Source organism: Streptomyces sp. NPDC057280, from assembly GCF_042668605.1.
Classification (GTDB): Bacteria; Actinomycetota; Actinomycetes; order Streptomycetales; family Streptomycetaceae; genus Streptomyces.
The window spans coordinates 568,967-586,023 of record NZ_JBHUYR010000004.1; the positions used below are offsets into that span (position 1 = coordinate 568,967).

Genomic DNA, 17,057 nt, shown 5'->3' on the forward strand with positions numbered 1-17,057 from the left:
CACTCAGCCACAAGTGGACAGGTAGGTCACTGATGACGAACGCCCGGGAATCCCTCGACAACAGCCCGAGACAGCTCCAGGTGGAGACGCACGGCCTCGACGTGATCGGCGACGCCGAACGCAAGGGCACCCCGCGGACGCTGTTCTGGCCGTGGTTCGGTGCCAACGTCTCCATCCTGGGACTGAGCTACGGCGCCTTCGCGCTCGGCTTCGGCATCTCCTTCTGGCAGGCCCTGATCGCCGGCGTCGTCGGCATCGTCTTCTCCTTCCTGCTGTGCGGCTTCGTCGCCGTCGCGGGCAAACGCGGCTCCGCCCCGACGATGGTGCTCAGCCGGGCCGCCTACGGCGTCCGCGGCAACCGGCTGCCGTCGGTGATCTCCTGGGTCCTCACGGTCGGCTGGGAGACGGTCCTGTGCGCCCTCGCCACCCTGGCCACCGCGACCGTCTTCGACCGGCTCGGCTGGGGCGGCGGCACCGGGACCCAGGTGGTCGCCCTGATCGTGGTCGCCGGGCTCACCGTCGTCGGCGGGGTCATGGGCTTCGACGTGATCATGCGGCTGCAGACCCTGATCACCGTGGTCACGGGCGTGCTGACGGTCGTGTACGTGGGTCTCGTCGCCGACCACATCCACTGGAGCACCGTCAGTGACATCCCGGCGGGCTCCGCGCAGGAGTTCATCGGCGCGCTGGTGTTCATGATGACCGGCTTCGGCCTCGGCTGGGTCAACGCCGCCGCGGACTACTCCCGCTATCTGCCGCGCACCTCGTCGAGCCGGGGCGTGATCGGCTGGACGACGTTCGGCGCGTCGGTGGCACCGCTGCTCCTGCTGGTGTTCGGGCTGCTCCTGGCGGGCTCGTCGACCGCTCTGAACGCGGCCGTCGCCGCCGACCCCATCGGCGCGCTGACCACGATCCTGCCGACGTGGTTCCTGGTCCCGTTCGCCGTGGTGGCGGTGCTGGGCCTGGTCGGCGGCGCGGTCCTGGACATCTACTCGTCCGGTCTGGCGCTGCTGTCGGCGGGCATCCGCATCCCGCGTCCGCTGGCCGCCCTCGTCGACGGCGTGCTCATGATCGCGGGCGCCGTCTACATCGTCTTCTTCGCCGATGACTTCCTGGGACCGTTCATGGGCTTCCTGACCACCCTCGGCGTCCCGATCGCCGCGTGGTGCGGGATCATGCTCGCGGACCTCCTGCTCCGCCGCCGCGACTACGCCGAGCCCGACCTCTACCGGCCCGACGGCCGCTACGGCGACGTCCCCCTGACGCCCCTGCTCCTCACGCTGGCGGCGACCGCCGTCGGCTGGGGCCTGGTCACCAACGCGGCCGCGGACTGGCTGACCTGGCAGGGCTATCTCCTCGACCCGCTGGGCCTGGGCGGCAAGTCGGGCGCCTGGGCCTACGCCAACCTGGGCGTCCTCGCGGCGCTGGCACTGGGTTTCCTGGGCACGCTCGCGCTGCGCCGGGGGCGGGTGCGGGAGCAGGAGGCGCAGGTGGACGCCGTATGACCACCGGCCACCTGACGGTCATCGACATGCAGCGCGTCTTCGCCGCCCCGGACAGCCCCTGGGCCACGCCGCGTTTCGCCGAGGCCGCACAGGGCGTACGACGCCTGCTGCCGGCCTTCGGCGACCGGGTGACGTTCACCCGCTTCGTGGCCCCGGAGCAGCCGGCCGGCGCCTGGCAGGCCTACTACGCACAGTGGCCGTTCGCCCTGCAACCCCCGGACGCCCCCCTCTGGCACCTGACGGACGACTTCGCCGCAACGGCCCAACACGTCGTGGACGCCCCGACGTTCGGCAAGTGGACCCCACAACTGGCCGCACGCGCAGGCCTGGAAGGCCCCCTGTACCTCGCCGGCGTCAGCACCGACTGCTGCGTCCTGTCCACGGCGCTCCCGGCGGCGGACGCGGGCGTGGAGGTGGTGGTCGTCGCCGACGCGTGCGCGGGAGCGGACGACGAATCCCACGCGAAGGCGTTGCAACTGCTGAGCCTGTACCGGCCGCTGGTGAGGGTGAGCACGGTCGCGGAGGTGCTGGGGGAGACGGCGGCATGAGCGAGACCCAGGTGGCGCTGCTGGGCGGCGGGTTCTCGACGGACGACGACGGCCTCCTCGACGACTGGATGCTCGGTCACGCCCGCACGTCCCGGCCCCGGGTCTGCTTCCTGCCGACGGCGAGCGGCGACGCGGCGGGGTACGCGGAGATGTTCCTCACCGCCTTCGCACCACGCAGGAACTGCACCCCTTCCGTCCTGTCCCTGTTCCGCAGGGAATTCGACGACGAGGCACTGCGCGGCCATCTGCTGGCGCAGGACGTGATCTACGTGGGCGGCGGCAACACGGCGAACCTCCTCGCGGTCTGGCGCACCCATGGCGTGGACCGGCTGCTGCGGGAGGCGTACGACCGCGGCACCCTGCTCTGCGGTATCAGCGCGGGCGCCAACTGCTGGGCGCAGGGCTCCCACACGGACTCCTTCGGCCCGCTCACCTTCCTGTCCGACGGCCTGGGCCTGCTGCCCGGCTCGGTCTGCCCGCACTACGACTCCGAGCCCGGCCGGCGCCCCTCCTACCAGCGGTCCGTGGCCACCGGCGCGCTTCCCGGCGGCTGGGCGTTGGAGGACGGAACAGGCGCGCTCTTCACCGACGGCCAGGTCACGGAGGTCGTGACACGAGACCCGGCCGCCCACGTGTACCGCGTCGAACGGGACGCAGCGGGCGGTGTCCGGGAGCGGCCTCTGCCCAGCCGCCTCCTGTGAGACTGTAAGGGTGACCGAGCCCAGACCAGTGGTGTCCGCCGACGAGATGCACGCCTATCTCGTCGACCAGTTGAACCACGCCCTCACCCGCCCCGGCATGTTCGGCGGCGAGCCCGCGATCCTGATGCTTCTCGAGCACCTCCTCTTCATGGAGGGGCAGCCCGGGGCCCGCTGGGACGTGGTGATCGAACCTCTCCGGGAACGGGGCGCGTTCACCGCCATCGGCGTCAAAGGCGTCTTCCGCGAGCTGATCCGAGGCAGCCACGACGGCGACGTGAGCTCGGTGCACGCCGAGTTCGCCCACCGGCGTGGCTGGCTCAAGCCGGACCGGCTGCTCGACTCCCGTACCCATCAGGCCCTCATGGACCGGGTCCGTGACTGGGCCGCCGAGGACAGGCAATGGCCTGATGTCGTCGCCGAGTTCGGGGAGCCGTCGGTTCTCTTCGGCAGCACCAACCCGAGGTACGGCAAGACCCTCGCCTACGTCAGCGAGGACCGCGATCAGCCGATGGTGTTCTTCCACCTCTGGAACGGCAACCTGGACGAGGCGTCGCCCGTGTGGGAACCGGCGTACGAGCAACCCGTCCTGTGGGCCGTGCGCTTCGGTGACGCGCGCTTCGACGAGGCCTTCGTCCGCACCCCGGCCGGACACCGCCTCCGTCCCGAGTGACCTCACTGTTGGCGTTATTCGGTGGGTACAAGAGCGGCGGTTGCCGTGTTCAATCACTCCTGTCGCGACACGTTCGGACGTCCCCACACGTCAGGAGGCACCGTGATCGCCGCTCCCGAACCGGAACTCACCGCGGAAGACGTCATCGGACGGGCCGTGCGGCTGCGGCCCGTGCTGCTCGAACGCCAGCCGGAGACCGAGAGGCTGACCCACTATCCGAAGGACACCCACGACGACTTCCTGCGGGCCGGCTTCTACCGCATGCTCCAGCCCCGCCGGTACGGCGGCTACGAGTTCGGCCTGCCCGTCTTCTACCGCGTGATCACCGAGATCGCCCGCGGCTGCCCCTCCACCGGCTGGGCCCTGTCCCTCACCGCCGCCCACGTCCTCCAGGTCGCCGGGTTCTTCGAGGAGCGGGCCCAGGACGAGATCTTCGGCGCCGACGGCGACTTCAGGGCGGCGTCCACCGTCGCCCCCGTCGGCGTCGCGCGTCCCGACGGCGACGGCCATGTCGTCCTCGACGGCACCTGGCCGTACTCCTCGGGCGCCCCCTACTCCACCCACTATCTCGGCCAGACCCTGGCGGCCGGTGATCCGCCCGGCCCCGTGCTGCTGTTCGTCGCCCCCCGCTCGGAGTTCACCGTGCTCGACGACTGGCACGGCGTCCTCGGCCTGCGCGGCAGCGGCTCCCACAGCGTCCACATGGAGAACGCCCGCATCCCCGCGTACTTCACCCGCGAGGCCAGCCTCGCCGACCTGCCCGTCGAGGGCGGCAGCGTCGGCTCGAAACTGCACGGCAACCCGATGTACGCCCACCGGGCGCCGAGTTTCTACCACGGCGAACTGGCCGCCGTCATGACCGGCATCGGATACGCGGCGGCGGACGAGTACGCGCGCGTCCTGTCCGGCCGTCCCCTCCTCCTGGAGCCCGACCGCACCCGCGCCGACCTGCACGACTACCAGCGTCACCTCGGCGAGGCACTCGGGCTGATCCGCACCGCGGAGGCGGCGCTCCAGCACACGGCCGCGGACTGGATGGAGACCTGCCGCCGCGGCGTGGCAGGTGAGGCGCCCTTCACCATGGCGGAGGACAACCGGCTCGCCCTGATGTTCCTCAACGCCGGACGCCTGGCCTGGGACGCCCTGCAGAACATCCTCTTCCGCACGGCCGGCTCCCGGCACGCGCGCGACGGCGAGCGCATGCAACGCTACTTCCGGGACGCCGCCACGTACTGGACGCATGTCGGCCCCAGCATGGCCGAGCCCCTCTACCGCAGGGTCGGCTGCGACCGCCTCGGTCTGCCCTCGGACCACATCCCGCTGATTCCCTGAGCCGTAGGGGAGTGTCACACTCCGGATCGGGTACGCGACCAGGACGCGCCCGGGACCGAGCGCCCGGGCGAGCCGTACGACCACCGCTACCAGGGGATTCACCATGGACACACCCGCGCACGACAACACCACACCGGCCCGGCGGGCGCTGGACGCGCTGGCCGAGAACACCGAGGACACGGTGGCGCTGGACACGCTCGTGGGCAGTGACGTCCTCGTGCCGGTGCCGGACGATGCCAGCGAGGAGGACGCCGACAACCCCACGACGGTGGCCCTGCCGGTCATCGAGCAGCCCGGCGGCGATCCGGTGGTGCCGGTGTTCACCTCGGAGGACGAGATGGCCGGTCTGCTGCCCTTCGTCTCCCGCTACCGCCTGGTGCCGCTGGGCGCGCTCGCCGCGGAGTGGCCGACGGACGATCTGGCCCTCACCATCGACGCCGCGTCCGCGCACCCGCTGACGCTCACCTCGGAAGGCGTGCGCACCCTGCTGGGCCGCTCGCACGGCTGACCGGAGGGCCGGGCCCGGCCACCGGTGACTCGAGGGGGAGCGGCCGGGCCCGATGGACGGAGCGCGGGCCTCTCCCGCTGCCGCGCTCCGGACGACGACAAGGTGCCGCTGAGGGAGGAACGGCGCCGACTCCGCTCCTCCCCGGACGTCCACGATCGACGTGATGTGACGATATGACCACGGGGCGGTGTCGTCGCTCCGGGATGCGCGGCACCTGTCCGCAAAACGCGGAGGATTGCGGCGGCCCGGCTCACGTGCCGCGCAGCGTGCGTGAGGGCGTCTCGCCGAACCGCTCCCGGTACCGGGACGCGAAGCGGCCCAGATGCACGAACCCCCACCGGTGCGCCACGTCCGACACGGTCATCGCCCCCGGCCCGCCGGCCCGCAGCTCGGCGCGCACCCGCTGCAGGCGCACGTCGTACAGGTACGCCATCGGCGGCATCCCGACGTGCCTGCGGAACGCCTCCTGGAGCGTGCGCACACTGACCTGCGCGATCCCCGCCAGCCGGGCGGCGTCGTACGCCTCGGCCGGCCGCTCCTGCACGGCGTCCATCACCCGCTTGACCGAGGCGGGCCGCATCGCCGGCGGCGCGGGAGCCTCCAGCTCCTCCCGGTAGCTGTGCTCGGCTGCCAGCAACACCCCTTCGAGCAGACTCTGTTCGATGCGCGAGCGGATCAGCGGCCGCTCCAGCAGCCCGAGCGAGGTGTCCTTCTCCAGCAGCGCCCAGGTGGCCAGCTGCGCCCAGCTGCGGCCGGGTCCGTCCCGCACGTCGACCGACGGCCCGAAGACCGGCGGGCGGGACACCGGCCGGCCGAGCAGGGACTCCAGGGCGAGATGGAGAGCCTGTTTGTCGATCTTCACGGTGAGGGCCTGGCAGTCCGGTGACCAGGCGTCGACCCGGATGTGCCGGGACGGATCGAAGAAGACGGCGTTGCCCGTCGTCGCGAACACGACGTCCCCGCAGCCCTGTTGGAGGCTGAAGCACCCCCGCACCGGGACGGCGACATGATAGGAGCCGGGCGCGGCCCATCCGCTGCGGATCTCGGTGCCGAAACAGATGTCGCCGACCGTGAGCGAGCCGAGGCCGAGCACGTTCAGCCTGGTCGCGAAGTCCTCGGTGGGGCCCACGACCTGCAGATCCATGTCGTAGTAGTGGGCGGCGATCGCATCGTGCGCCTCCTCCACGGAGCGCGTCACGTACGAGCTGAAGTCGGCCGCCCGGCCCGGTACCGGTACCACGGTCACTGCGGAGTCTCCGATCTGCGCGCGCAGTACTCCGTTCAGCATGGCCAGGCGCCCGGCCGTGTACACCCCGCCCGGTTCCGGATTTCACAGCCTCTTCATCAGCGCCCGGCGCCGGGCCTCAGTCGCCCAGCATGCGCCCCAGCGCCTCCCGCTGCAGCGGCAGGACCTCGGCGTGCAGATCGCGTCCCTTGCGGGTCAGCGCCACCCACACCCCACGCCGGTCCTCCATGCACACGGAGCGTTCCACCAGGCCGTCCTTCTCCAGCCGGCCGATCAGCCGGGAGAGCGCGCTCTGGCTGAGATGGACCCGGCCCACCAGGTTCTGCACCCGGCACAGGTCGCCCTCCGCCGGGGCCTCGGCGGCGAGGAGGTCGAGCACCTCGAAGTCGCTCGCGCCCAGCCCGTGCGGGTGCAGGACCCGGTCGATCTCACACATCGTGCGCGCGTGGACCGCCAGGATGTCCCGCCACTGTTCCTCGAGCCGGGCCCCGGCCGCGTTCACTGCCATGCACCCATGTTAATGCGCATGCATCCATACCGGGGCAGGGGCGGTCTCAGCTGTCCTGGGTGATCCCGACGAGGTTGCCGTCCGGGTCCTTCACGGACGCGATCAGCTTGCCCCCGCCGACGTCCGTGACGTCCTGGAGCAGCTCGGCGCCCGCGTCGAGCAGCGCGGCGAGGCGGGCCCGGATGTCGTCCACGTGCCAGTACGGGACCGGACCGGTCATGCCCCGCGCGTGCCCGTTGGGGTCGAGGCCCACGTCCTGCCCGGCGTCCTTGAAGCCGACGTAGTACGCCTCGTCGGCATACGGCTCGGTCTGCAGCAGGGCGCTGAACACGGCCTTCGCGCGGGCGACGTCCTTGACGGGGTAGATGATGGTCTTCAGGCCGGCGGTCATGGTGTGCTCCTCCGTGGGGTTTTCGTCGGTGGTTTCACCGTAGGGCGGGGGAGGAGGAACCGCTTCTCCGATCCTGACCGCTTGCCGGGACACCCTCGTCACGTCGAGTCGCGTTTCACCAGCTCCGTCGGCAGGATCACCGCCATCGGGTCCTCGCCGTTGATCTGCCCGAGCAGCACCCGCACCATCTCGGCGCTGATCCGGTCGTAGGGCTGGCGGATCGTGGTCAGGGCCGGGGTGGCCTCCAGCGCCGCCACGGAGTCGTCGAAGCCGCCCACGGACACGTCCTCGGGCACCCGCCGGCCCGCCCTGGCCAGCGCGGCCAGGGCACCCTGCGCCATCAGGTCGGAGGCCACGAACACGGCGTCCAGGTCGGGGGCCTGTGCCAGCAGCCGCTCGGCCCCCGCCTCGCCGCTCGCCCGGCTGTAGTCGCCGGAGACGATGAGCCGCTCGTCGATCGCGATGCCCGCGTCCGTGAGCACCTCCTTGTAACCGGCGAGCCGGTCGACACCGCCCGGGGTGTCCAGCGGGCCGCTGACCATGGCGATCCGCCGCCGCCCCAGCGACAGCAGATGGCGCACCATGTCACGGGCGCCGTCCCGGTCGTCCGCGGCCACGTAACTCACCCTGGCGCCGGGCCCCATCGGCTTGCCGCACTGCACGAGCGGTACGCCCGCCTCGCGCAGCTCCTCCGCGACCGGGTCGCCGGAGTGGCTGGAGACCAGCAGCACCCCGTCGACGTGACCGGCGGTGATGTACCGCGTGATGCGCCGCCGTTCGTCCTTCGTGCCCGCCAGCATCAGCAGCAGCGGGATGTCGTGCGCGGCCAGCGCCTGGGTGCAGCTGCTGAGCAGGACGTTGAAGTTCGGGTCCTCGAAGAACCGCTCCTGAGGCTCCGTCAGCAGGAAGCCGATGGAGTCCGAACGTCCGGTGATCAGCGAGCGGGCGTGGCGGTTGACGACGTAACCCGTCTTGCGGATCGCCGCGTTGACCGCTTCCTGGGCGGCCGGGCTGACGTAGTGGCCGCCGTTGAGCACCCGCGACACCGTGCCGCGCGAGACCCCGGCCTCGCGCGCCACGTCGTGGATCGTCGGCGGTCTGCGGCGGCCCCCCGTGTTGCTCATGGTCATGACTTTACGGCTCCGGACAGCAGATCGAGACTCCAGAACCGCTGGATGACCAGGAAGAGCGCGATCAGCGGGAACACCGCGAGGAACGCGCCGGTGATCACCAGGGTGTACAGCGCCGGGGTGTTGGCGCCCTGCTCCAGGAGCGTGTACAGACCGAGCGTGATCGGGAACTTCTCGTCGTCGCTCAGCATGATGTACGGGAGCAGGAAGTTGTTCCAGATCGCCACGAACTGGAACAGGAACACCGTGACCATGCCGGGGATCATCATCGGCAGCGCGACCCGGCTGAAGATCCGCCACTCGCTCGCCCCGTCCATCCGCCCGGCCTCCACCACGTCCGCGGGCACGGCGGCCTGGGCATAGATCCGGGCGAGGTAGACGCCGTACGGCGAGAGGATCTGCGGCAGCAGCACGGACAGGTAGGAGTCCGTCAAGTCCGCCTGCGCCAGCAGCAGATACTGCGGTACGGCCAGGATGACCGGCGGCATCAGCACACCGGCGAGCAGCACGTTGAACATCGTCTCGCGGCCGCGGAAGCGGTAGATCGCCAGCGCGTAGCCGCTGAACGCCGACACCACCGTCGACAGCAGCGCGCCGCAGCCGGCGTAGAAGGCGGAGTTGCCCATCCACTGCCAGTAGACGCCGTCGCGGTAGGCGCTCAGGTCCTGGAGATTGTCGACGAAGCCCGAGCCCGGCAGGAACGTGAAGGTCGAGAACAGCTCCTCGCCGGACTTGGTCGACGCGATGACCACCCAGGCGACCGGCAGCAGCGTGTACAGCGCGCCGATCAGCAGGGTGAGGGTCGGGACGAGCGCGATCCGGCGGCGCAGCGGCGGGCCCTGGGTGGCGCCGGGCGTGGTGCCGGCGGCCGGCTCGGCCTTGCGGACGGCAAGAGAACTCATCGTGCTGCCTCCTGCTTCTGGCGACGGTTCGCGGCCCGCAGGAACCCGAAGGACAGCAGCAGGGTGGCGAGCGCGATGATCACGGCCTGGGCGGCCGCCGCGTAGATGTCGTTGGTGCCGAACGCGTCCCGGTAGACCTTCATCAGCGGGCTCCACGTCGTGGACACCGAGTTGGTCAGCGGCTTGAGGGTGGTCGGCTCGTTGTACACCTGGAGGGTGGCGATGATCGAGAAGAAGAAGGTCAGCACCAGCGAGGGCGCCACCATCGGGATCTTGATCTTCAGTGCGACCTGGCGCGGGGTGGCCCCGTCCAGCTTCGCCGCCTCGTACACCTCGGCCGGAATGGCCTGGAGTGCGGTGTAGATGACGATCATGTTGAAGCCGGTGCCGCCCCACACGGCGATGTTCGACAGCGCGAGGTACAGCGGACCGCCGCTGAGCAGGTCGGGCTGCGGCAGGCCGAGCTTGTCGAGCACGTAGGAGAAGGGGCTGACGTCCGGCAGGTACAGGAAGCCCCACAGCATGGCCGCCACGACGCCGGGGACGGCGTACGGCAGGAAGATCGCGAGGCGGGTGAAGGGGGTGAACCGGACCTTGTCGCTGTCGAGCATCAGCGCGAAGAGCAGGGCGAGGCCGAGCATCACGGGGACGACGATGCAGCCGTAGCCGAGGACGCGCAGCGCGCCGTGCAGCAGTTCGCTGTCGTGGACGGCGTCTGTGTAGTTCGACAGACCGGCCCAGACCTCCTCGCGGGCGCCCTTCCCGAGGCCGAGGCCCGAGACGTGCACCTTGCGGAAGCTGAGCCAGACCGCGTACCCGATGGGCAGCGCGAAGAAGACCAGGAACAGGACCGTGGCGGGGATGAGGAAGGCATACGGGGCCCCCTTGACCCCGTACGGCTTCCGGCGTGCGCTCGTCACTCGGAGACCCCGAAGCCCTGCTTCTTGAGGTCGGCGACGGTGGCGGCCTGCATCGTGTCCAGGGCGGCGCTGAAGTCCGACTTGTTCTTGGCGGCGGCGCCGAAGGCGTCGTTGAAGGCGGTGTAGGCGACGTTCACGTTCGGGCCCCAGGCGGAGGGGGCCGTGGTCTTCGCGATCTCGGCGGCCTTGGTGTAGAAGTCGGCCTGGTTCGAGAAGTACGCCGGCGGCTCGGCGAAGGCGCCCGAGGTCTGGGCGTTGGTGGCGGCCGGGTAGATGCCGCTCTCCTTGGCCAGCGCGGTCAGGGCCGCGCCGTCCGTGTTCAGCCAGGCGGCGAACTTGGCGGCGGCCTCCTGGTGCTTGGAGTCCGTCGTCACGGCCGTCGAGGAGCCGCCCCAGCTGCCGGTCCTGTTCTCACCGGCGGTCCACTGGGGGAGCGGGGCCATCGCCCACTTGCCCTTGGTGTCCGGCGCGGCCGTGGTCAGCGTGCCCGGCGCCCACACGGCGGAGACCCAGGCGATCTGCTTGCCGGTGTTGAGCGCCTTGTTCCAGGCCGGGGTGTACATCGGCTGGTTGTCGATGGCGCCCTCCTTGACGAGGCCGCCCCAGAAGTCGGCGACCTTCTTGGTGGCCGCGTCGTCGATGCCGACCTTCCACTTGTCGCCCTCGGTGGTCCACCACTTGGCGCCGGCCTGCTGGGCCAGGCCCGCGAAGAGGCCGGAGTCGTTGGCGGAGAACGTGGTGAGGTCCGTGCCGGGGGACTTCTTCTTCAGGGCACGGGCCGTCTCGGCGAACTGGTCCCAGGTGGTGGGGACGGTCAGGCCGTACTTCTTGAAGAGGTCCTGGCGGTAGTAGAACATCATGGGGCCGATGTCCTCCGGGACGGCGTAGACGGCGTCCGTGCCCAGGGTGGTCTGCTGCCAGACGCCCTCGGCGAACTTGTCCTTCGCGTCGCCGACGTTCTTCGCTATGTTGGCGAGGGCGTCGTTGCTGACCAGCGTCGGCAGCGCCTGGTACTCGGCCTGGACCAGGTCGGGGGCCTTGCCGGCCTTGTGCGCGGTGAGGATCTTGGTGACCAGCGTGTCGCCGGACGCCTGCTTCTTCACCGTGACGGTGATCTGGTCCTTCTTGCCCTGGCCCTTGTTCCAGAGGTCGACGACCTTGTCCATGCCGGGGGTCCAGGTCCAGTACGTCAGCGAGACCGGCCCCGATTCGGTCTTCGAGTCGCCGTCGTCCGAACCACAGGCGGCGAGTGCGGTGGCGCCGAGGGCGACGGCGACGGTGGAGGCTGCCACTCTGCTGAGCCGGCTGCGCTTCGTGATGGGCATGGATCTCTCCCCTGACCTGGGTCCCCGCCTGCTGCGAGAACCTGCCATGCTTCTGTGAGCGTTCACAGTAGAGAAACATCCCGGACACTTGTCAATGGTTGTTGCTGTGCGGTTATGTTGGGCTCACAGCGCTGATCAAGTCTGTGCACGTTCCCAAATGATCGATTTCAACGGGAGAGATCCATGCCGGAGACCAGCCCCAAGGGCCTCACCAGGCTCGCCTTCGGTGGGGACTACAACCCCGAGCAGTGGCCGGAAAGCGTGTGGCAGGAGGATGTCCGCCTGATGCGTGAGGCCGGCGTCACCATGGTGAGCGCCGGAATCTTCTCCTGGGCGCTCCTGGAGCCGTCCCCGGGGGTGTACGACTTCGGATGGCTCGACCGCCTGCTTGATCTGCTCCATGAGAACGGCATCCGCGTCGACCTCGGCACCCCCACCGTGGTGCCGCCGGTCTGGTTCTACCGGGCCCACCCCGACGCCCTGCCGGTGACAGCGGAGGGTGCGCGTTACGAGTTCGGCTCCCGCGGCGCGATCTGTCACAGCAACGCCGACTACCGTGCCGCCGCCGCGAACATCACCACCAAGCTGGCCGAGCGCTACGCCGACCACCCGGCGCTCGCCATGTGGCACGTCCACAACGAGTACGGCGTCCCCGTCTCGGCCTGCTACTGCGACTCCTGCGCCGCCCACTTCCGCCGCTGGCTGGCATCGACGTACGGCACGGTCGACGCCGTCAACGCGGCCTGGGGCACGGCGTTCTGGGGCCAGCGCTACGGCGGTTTCGAGGACATCAACCCGCCGCGCCTGAGCCCCACCGCCGGCAACCCGGCCCAGGCGCTGGACTACAAGCGCTTCGCCGACGCCACCATGCGCGAGAACTTCGTCATGGAGCGGGACATCCTGCACCGCCTCGCGCCCGGCATCCCGGTGACGACCAACTTCATGACCGCCCTCAGCCAGTGCGACTCCGTCGACTACTGGGCCTGGGGCCGCGAGGTCGACATCGTCACCAACGACCACTACCTGATCACCGACGGCCGCCGCACCCACGTCAACCTCGCGATGGCCGCCGACCTCACCCGCTCGGTGGCCGGGGGAGCGCCCTGGATCCTCCTGGAGCACTCCACCTCGGGCGTCAACTGGCAGCCCCGCAATCCCGCCAAGGCGCCGGGCCAGATGGCCCGCAACTCCCTCGCCCACGTGGCGCGCGGCTCCGAGGGCGCCATGTTCTTCCAGTGGCGCCAGTCCCAGCGCGGCGCCGAGAAGTTCCACTCCTCGATGCTCCCGCACGGCGGCACCGACACGCGCGTGTGGCGCGAGGTCGTCGAACTCGGCGCCTCGCTCGACTCGTTGAGCACGATCCGCGGCACCCGCACCGAGGCCGACGTCGCCGTCCTTTGGGACTGGCACTCCTGGTGGGCGCAGAGCCTGGACTGGCGTCCCAGCGAGGACCACGACGCCCGCGAGCGCGCCGACGCCTTCTACGAGACGCTCTACGACCGCCACCTCACAGTCGACTTCGCCCATCCCGAAGCCGACTTGTCGAGATATCCCCTTGTCGTCGTACCGGCCCTGTACCTGATGACCGAGGCGGCCGGGAACAATGTCCGGGAGTACGTCGAGAACGGCGGCACCCTCGTCGTGTCGTACTTCTCCGGCATCGTCGACGAGCACGACGCCGTGCACGAGGGCGCCTACCCGGGCCCGTTGCGCGACGTCCTCGGCCTGACGGTCGAGGAGTTCTCGCCGCTGCTGCAGGACCAGTCGGTGCGCCTCACCGGCCCCGACGGCTCCGAGCTCAGCGGCGACGTCTGGACGGAGTTCGTCGTCCCGCACGGCGCCGAGACCGTGTGGACGTACGCCGACGGCCTCACCGCCGGCCACCCGGCCGTCACCCGGCACCGCTTCGGCCAGGGCTCCGCCTGGTACGTCTCCACCCGCCTCGGCGCGGAAGGCCTCGACGCCCTGCTGGGCTGGGCCACCGAGGACGCCCGGATCGCGCCGCGCGCCGACCTGCCCCGCGATGTCGAAGTGGTGCGCCGCACTGGCGAGTCGGGCACGTACGTGTTCGCGATCAACCACACCGCGTCGGACGCCAAGGTGCCGCTGGACGTGGCCGGCACCGAGCTGCTGACCGGCGAACGCGCCGCGGGCCGCCTGGAGGTCCCGGCGGGCGCCGTCAGGGTCGTACGACTCGACGGCTGAGCGCGGCCGCGGGCCCCTGGGTCCCACCGACTCCCCTCCGCCCGTGCGAGCCGCGAGCCGCGGGTGGAGGGGACCTTCGCCGTCCTCGGCGAAGGCACCCCCAACCCCATTTGTCGAAGGGACGACGGACGACGATGTTCCATCCCAGACGCACCCTGCGAGCCCTGCTCCTCCCGCTCACCGCGGGGCTCGCCCTCACCGCCCTGCCCGCACAGACCGCCCAGGCGGCGAGCACGCTGACCAACGGCGGGTTCGAGTCCGACGGCGCGGGCGTGGCCGTCCCCGCCGGCTGGTCCGAGTACGGCACGACGGCCGCCTCCTACACCGAGTCCGGCGGCCACGGCGGCAGTTACCGCCTCACCCACTACTCGTCCTCCGCCTACAAGGTGGAGACGTACCAGTACCTGTCGGGGCTGACCAACGGGAACTACAAGCTCACCGCGTGGGTCCGCTCCGGCGGCGGCCAGAACTCCGCCTACATAGCCCTGAAGAACTGCGGCGGCACCGACCAGCGCACCGACCTGCCGGTCTCCCCGAGCGGATGGCTGCACATCGTCGTGCCGGTCAAGGTGACCACCAACCAGTGCACGATCAGCATCAACAGTGACGCGAACGCCGGCAACTGGATCAACGTGGACGACCTGACCTTCGCGTCCGGTACGTCCAGTACGTCGATCAAGGGTTCCGACGTCTCCTCCCTCGCCAAGAGCGAGGCCCTGGGCGGCACGTACCGGACCAGCTCCGGCACCACCGGCGACGCGCTCGCCATCCTCAGGTCCGCCGGACAGAACTACGCGCGCGTCAAGGTCTGGGTCAACGCGGCGGACGGCTACAACGGCAAGACCCAGGTCCTGGCGATGGCCAAGCGCATCAAGGCGCAGGGCATGAAGCTGCTGGTCGACTTCCACTACTCCGACACCTGGGCCGACCCGGGCGCCCAGACCGTGCCGTCCGCGTGGTCGGGCCACAGCTACAGCCAGTTGAAGACGGACGTCTACAACCACACCTACGACGTCCTCAACGCGCTGAAGGCGCAGGGCACCACGGCCGACATGGTCCAGGTGGGCAACGAGATCAACGGCGGCATGCTGTGGTCGGCGGGCTCCACCGACAACTGGTCGCAGCTCGCCGGGCTGCTCAACTCCGGCTACAGCGCGGTCAAGGCGGTCAGCTCCTCCACCCAGGTCGCGCTCCACCTCGCCAAGGGCGGCGACCTGAGCGGCACCCGCTGGTGGTTCGACAACGCGGTGGCCAACGGCGTGAACTTCGACGTCATCGGCCTGTCCTACTACGGCTACTGGCACGGCTCGCTCTACGACTTCCAGACGACCCTGGACGACGCGGCCGCGCGCTACGGCAAGCCGGTGTTCGTCGCCGAGACCGCCTACCCCTTCCGTCTCGACAGCGACGACTCCTACGAGAACATCATCGACCTCTCCGGTGAGCTGGTCTCCGGCTACCCCGCCACCACGGCCGGCCAGACCCGCTGGATGAACGACGTCGCCGGCATCGTGGAGGCCGTACCCAACGGCCGTGGCCTCGGCGTCTTCTACTGGGAGTCGACCTGGACGGCGGTCACCGGCAACGGCTGGGACCCGACCGACTCCTCGTCCGGCAACGGCTGGGAGAACCAGGCCCTGTTCGACTACGACAACAAGGCACTGCCCGCGATGGCGTGGTTCGGCCACCGGTAGTCCTCGGCAGACAGGGGGCCCGGCCGCGCACCCGCGGCCGGGCCGCTCCGTTGTCCTGTGCGAGTACCGAACTGCCTTTTCCCGCAAGTGCGTTCGGTACCGGACAAGGTGTGAGAAGTCCAACCATGACGGCGTCGACTGCGGGACAGTGGGAACACGCGGTCTCGAGGAGGTCGAACGGAGGGGCACGACATGCTGAGGACTCCCGTCAGCCAGCGCCGGCTGGACATCCTGGAGTGGCTCAAGGACCCGGTCACGCACTTCCCGGCCCAGCGCCACGGCTGCCCGGCCGAGGACGGCGTCACCGCGGACGCCGTCGCCGCCAAACTGGGCGTACGGCGCCAAGCCGCCGACACCCACCTGGAGTTGCTCGTCGACATCGGCCTGCTGCGCACCAAGCGGATCCGCCGCCGGGTCTACTACCGGCGCGACGAGGTGCGGATAGCCGAGGTGGCCCGCATGTTCGAGAAAGGCTGGTAGACAGAACAGCGCGAGAAGGGCGGTAGTTCGTGGAGCATGCACAGAAGCTGGTCCCGCACCGGTACGTGGCCATCGGCGGCCACGGCCCCGAGGACGTCGTCGCCGACAGCCGGGGCCGCGTGCTGACCGGTGTGGCGGACGGCCGCATCCTGCGCCTGGACGGCCTCGCCGATCGGGCCGCGACCCGCGTCGAGGTGCTCGCCGAGACCGGCGGCAGGCCACTCGGCCTCGAACTCCTCACGGACGACGACCTGTTGGTCTGCGACGCCGAACTCGGCCTGCTCCGCGTCGACCTCACCGACGGCCTCGTACGCATCCTCGCCGACTCGGTGGCGGGGGAGCGGCTGCGGTTCTGCAGCAACACCGTCGCCCTGTCCGACGGCAGCATCTGCTTCACGGTCTCCAGCCGCCGCTACCCGCTCCACCAGTGGATCGGCGACATCGTCGAGCACACCGCCACGGGCCGGCTGCTGCGCCTCGCGCCCGGCAGCGAGCGGCCCGAAGTCCTCGCGGAGGGACTGCAGTTCGCCAACGGACTGGCCCTGAGCGCCGACGAATCGTTTCTCGTCGTGGCCGAGACCGGCGCCTGCCGCCTCACCCGCCACTGGCTCACCGGACCGCACGCGGGGCGCACCGAACCCTTCGCCGAGAACCTCCCCGGCATGCCCGACAACCTCTGGCGGGCCGGCCCCGACGGACCGATCTGGGTCTCCCTGGCCGGCCCCCGCGTCCCCCCGCTCGGCCTCCTGCACCGCGCCGGCCCGGCCGCCCGGCGCTCCGCCGCCCGCCTGGCGGTCCGCGCCCCGTTCCGCCCCTCCGGCACCATCGGCGTCCTCGCCGTCGACGAACACGGCGGGATCGTCCACCACCTCACCCGCCGCCACTCCGGCTTCCGCATGGTCACCAGCGTCTGCGAGGCGGCCGGCCAACTGGTCCTGGGCAGCCTGTGGGAGCGGGGCATCGCCCTGTGCGAGCCGCCTAGCGGTAAGTGA

17 protein-coding genes are annotated in these 17,057 nt (G+C 70.5%); 10 read left to right on the forward strand and 7 right to left on the reverse strand.

What is annotated here, in order from left to right; translation table 11 throughout:
- Positions 1 to 32 precede the first annotated feature (32 nt).
- The 6 genes from ACFUO4_RS26405 to ACFUO4_RS26430 all read left to right on the forward strand — a co-directional run bounded on the left by ACFUO4_RS26405 (position 33) and on the right by ACFUO4_RS26430 (position 5,264).
- A complete protein-coding gene (locus tag ACFUO4_RS26405; protein WP_383489138.1) occupies positions 33 to 1,505 on the forward strand; it encodes a purine-cytosine permease family protein in 1,473 nt (490 codons plus the stop codon).
- Positions 1,502 to 2,053, forward strand: a complete 552-nt coding sequence (locus ACFUO4_RS26410; RefSeq protein WP_383489141.1) for a cysteine hydrolase family protein — start codon at positions 1,502 to 1,504, stop codon at positions 2,051 to 2,053. The genes ACFUO4_RS26405 and ACFUO4_RS26410 overlap by 4 nt, the downstream gene beginning before the upstream one ends.
- Positions 2,050 to 2,754, forward strand: coding sequence for a Type 1 glutamine amidotransferase-like domain-containing protein (locus ACFUO4_RS26415; protein ID WP_383489143.1), 705 nt, complete (start codon positions 2,050 to 2,052; stop codon positions 2,752 to 2,754). Before ACFUO4_RS26410 ends, ACFUO4_RS26415 begins: the two co-directional genes overlap by 4 nt.
- Positions 2,755 to 2,764: 10 nt before the next feature.
- Entirely contained in the window at positions 2,765 to 3,424 is a 660-nt protein-coding gene (locus ACFUO4_RS26420) for a hypothetical protein (protein WP_383489146.1), read from the forward strand.
- A 102-nt stretch (positions 3,425 to 3,526) separates the two neighbouring features.
- Entirely contained in the window at positions 3,527 to 4,756 is a 1,230-nt protein-coding gene (locus tag ACFUO4_RS26425) for an acyl-CoA dehydrogenase family protein (protein WP_383489149.1), read from the forward strand.
- A 103-nt stretch (positions 4,757 to 4,859) separates the two neighbouring features.
- On the forward strand, positions 4,860 to 5,264 hold the full coding sequence (locus ACFUO4_RS26430; protein ID WP_079311238.1) for an SseB family protein: 405 nt from the start codon (positions 4,860 to 4,862) through the stop codon (positions 5,262 to 5,264).
- Between the two features lie 250 nt (positions 5,265 to 5,514).
- On the opposite strand, the gene ACFUO4_RS26435 is transcribed toward ACFUO4_RS26430, so the two are convergent.
- The 7 genes from ACFUO4_RS26435 to ACFUO4_RS26465 all read right to left on the reverse strand — a co-directional run bounded on the left by ACFUO4_RS26435 (position 5,515) and on the right by ACFUO4_RS26465 (position 11,686).
- Positions 5,515 to 6,510 (reverse strand): AraC family transcriptional regulator, encoded by a 996-nt coding sequence (locus tag ACFUO4_RS26435; protein ID WP_383489153.1) that lies wholly within the window; start codon positions 6,508 to 6,510, stop codon positions 5,515 to 5,517.
- 118 nt (positions 6,511 to 6,628) lie between these two features.
- Entirely contained in the window at positions 6,629 to 7,018 is a 390-nt protein-coding gene (locus tag ACFUO4_RS26440) for a MarR family winged helix-turn-helix transcriptional regulator (RefSeq protein WP_079311237.1), read from the reverse strand.
- A gap of 46 nt (positions 7,019 to 7,064) precedes the next feature.
- Complete coding sequence (locus ACFUO4_RS26445) at positions 7,065 to 7,409, reverse strand: VOC family protein (RefSeq protein WP_079311236.1); 345 nt, start codon at positions 7,407 to 7,409, stop codon at positions 7,065 to 7,067.
- A gap of 98 nt (positions 7,410 to 7,507) precedes the next feature.
- A complete protein-coding gene (locus ACFUO4_RS26450; RefSeq protein WP_383489157.1) occupies positions 7,508 to 8,539 on the reverse strand; it encodes a LacI family DNA-binding transcriptional regulator in 1,032 nt (343 codons plus the stop codon).
- On the reverse strand, positions 8,536 to 9,441 hold the full coding sequence (locus ACFUO4_RS26455) for a carbohydrate ABC transporter permease (protein ID WP_383489160.1): 906 nt from the start codon (positions 9,439 to 9,441) through the stop codon (positions 8,536 to 8,538). The genes ACFUO4_RS26450 and ACFUO4_RS26455 overlap by 4 nt, the downstream gene beginning before the upstream one ends.
- Positions 9,438 to 10,361, reverse strand: a complete 924-nt coding sequence (locus ACFUO4_RS26460) for a carbohydrate ABC transporter permease (RefSeq protein ID WP_383489163.1) — start codon at positions 10,359 to 10,361, stop codon at positions 9,438 to 9,440. The genes ACFUO4_RS26455 and ACFUO4_RS26460 overlap by 4 nt, the downstream gene beginning before the upstream one ends.
- Entirely contained in the window at positions 10,358 to 11,686 is a 1,329-nt protein-coding gene (locus tag ACFUO4_RS26465; RefSeq protein WP_383489166.1) for an ABC transporter substrate-binding protein, read from the reverse strand. The genes ACFUO4_RS26460 and ACFUO4_RS26465 overlap by 4 nt, the downstream gene beginning before the upstream one ends.
- 183 nt (positions 11,687 to 11,869) lie before the next feature.
- Here ACFUO4_RS26465 and ACFUO4_RS26470 point away from each other — a divergent pair, with 183 nt between their 5' ends.
- The 4 genes from ACFUO4_RS26470 (at position 11,870) to ACFUO4_RS26485 (ending at position 17,057) form a co-directional block, all read left to right on the forward strand.
- Complete coding sequence (locus ACFUO4_RS26470) at positions 11,870 to 13,891, forward strand: beta-galactosidase (RefSeq protein WP_383489169.1); 2,022 nt, start codon at positions 11,870 to 11,872, stop codon at positions 13,889 to 13,891.
- Between the two features lie 134 nt (positions 13,892 to 14,025).
- Positions 14,026 to 15,585: a glycosyl hydrolase 53 family protein gene (locus ACFUO4_RS26475; protein WP_383489172.1), complete on the forward strand. Its 1,560-nt coding sequence runs from the start codon at positions 14,026 to 14,028 to the stop codon at positions 15,583 to 15,585.
- Positions 15,586 to 15,777: 192 nt separating this feature from the next.
- On the forward strand, positions 15,778 to 16,065 hold the full coding sequence (locus ACFUO4_RS26480; protein WP_079311230.1) for a helix-turn-helix domain-containing protein: 288 nt from the start codon (positions 15,778 to 15,780) through the stop codon (positions 16,063 to 16,065).
- 29 nt (positions 16,066 to 16,094) lie between these two features.
- Positions 16,095 to 17,057 (forward strand): SMP-30/gluconolactonase/LRE family protein, encoded by a 963-nt coding sequence (locus ACFUO4_RS26485; RefSeq protein ID WP_383489176.1) that lies wholly within the window; start codon positions 16,095 to 16,097, stop codon positions 17,055 to 17,057.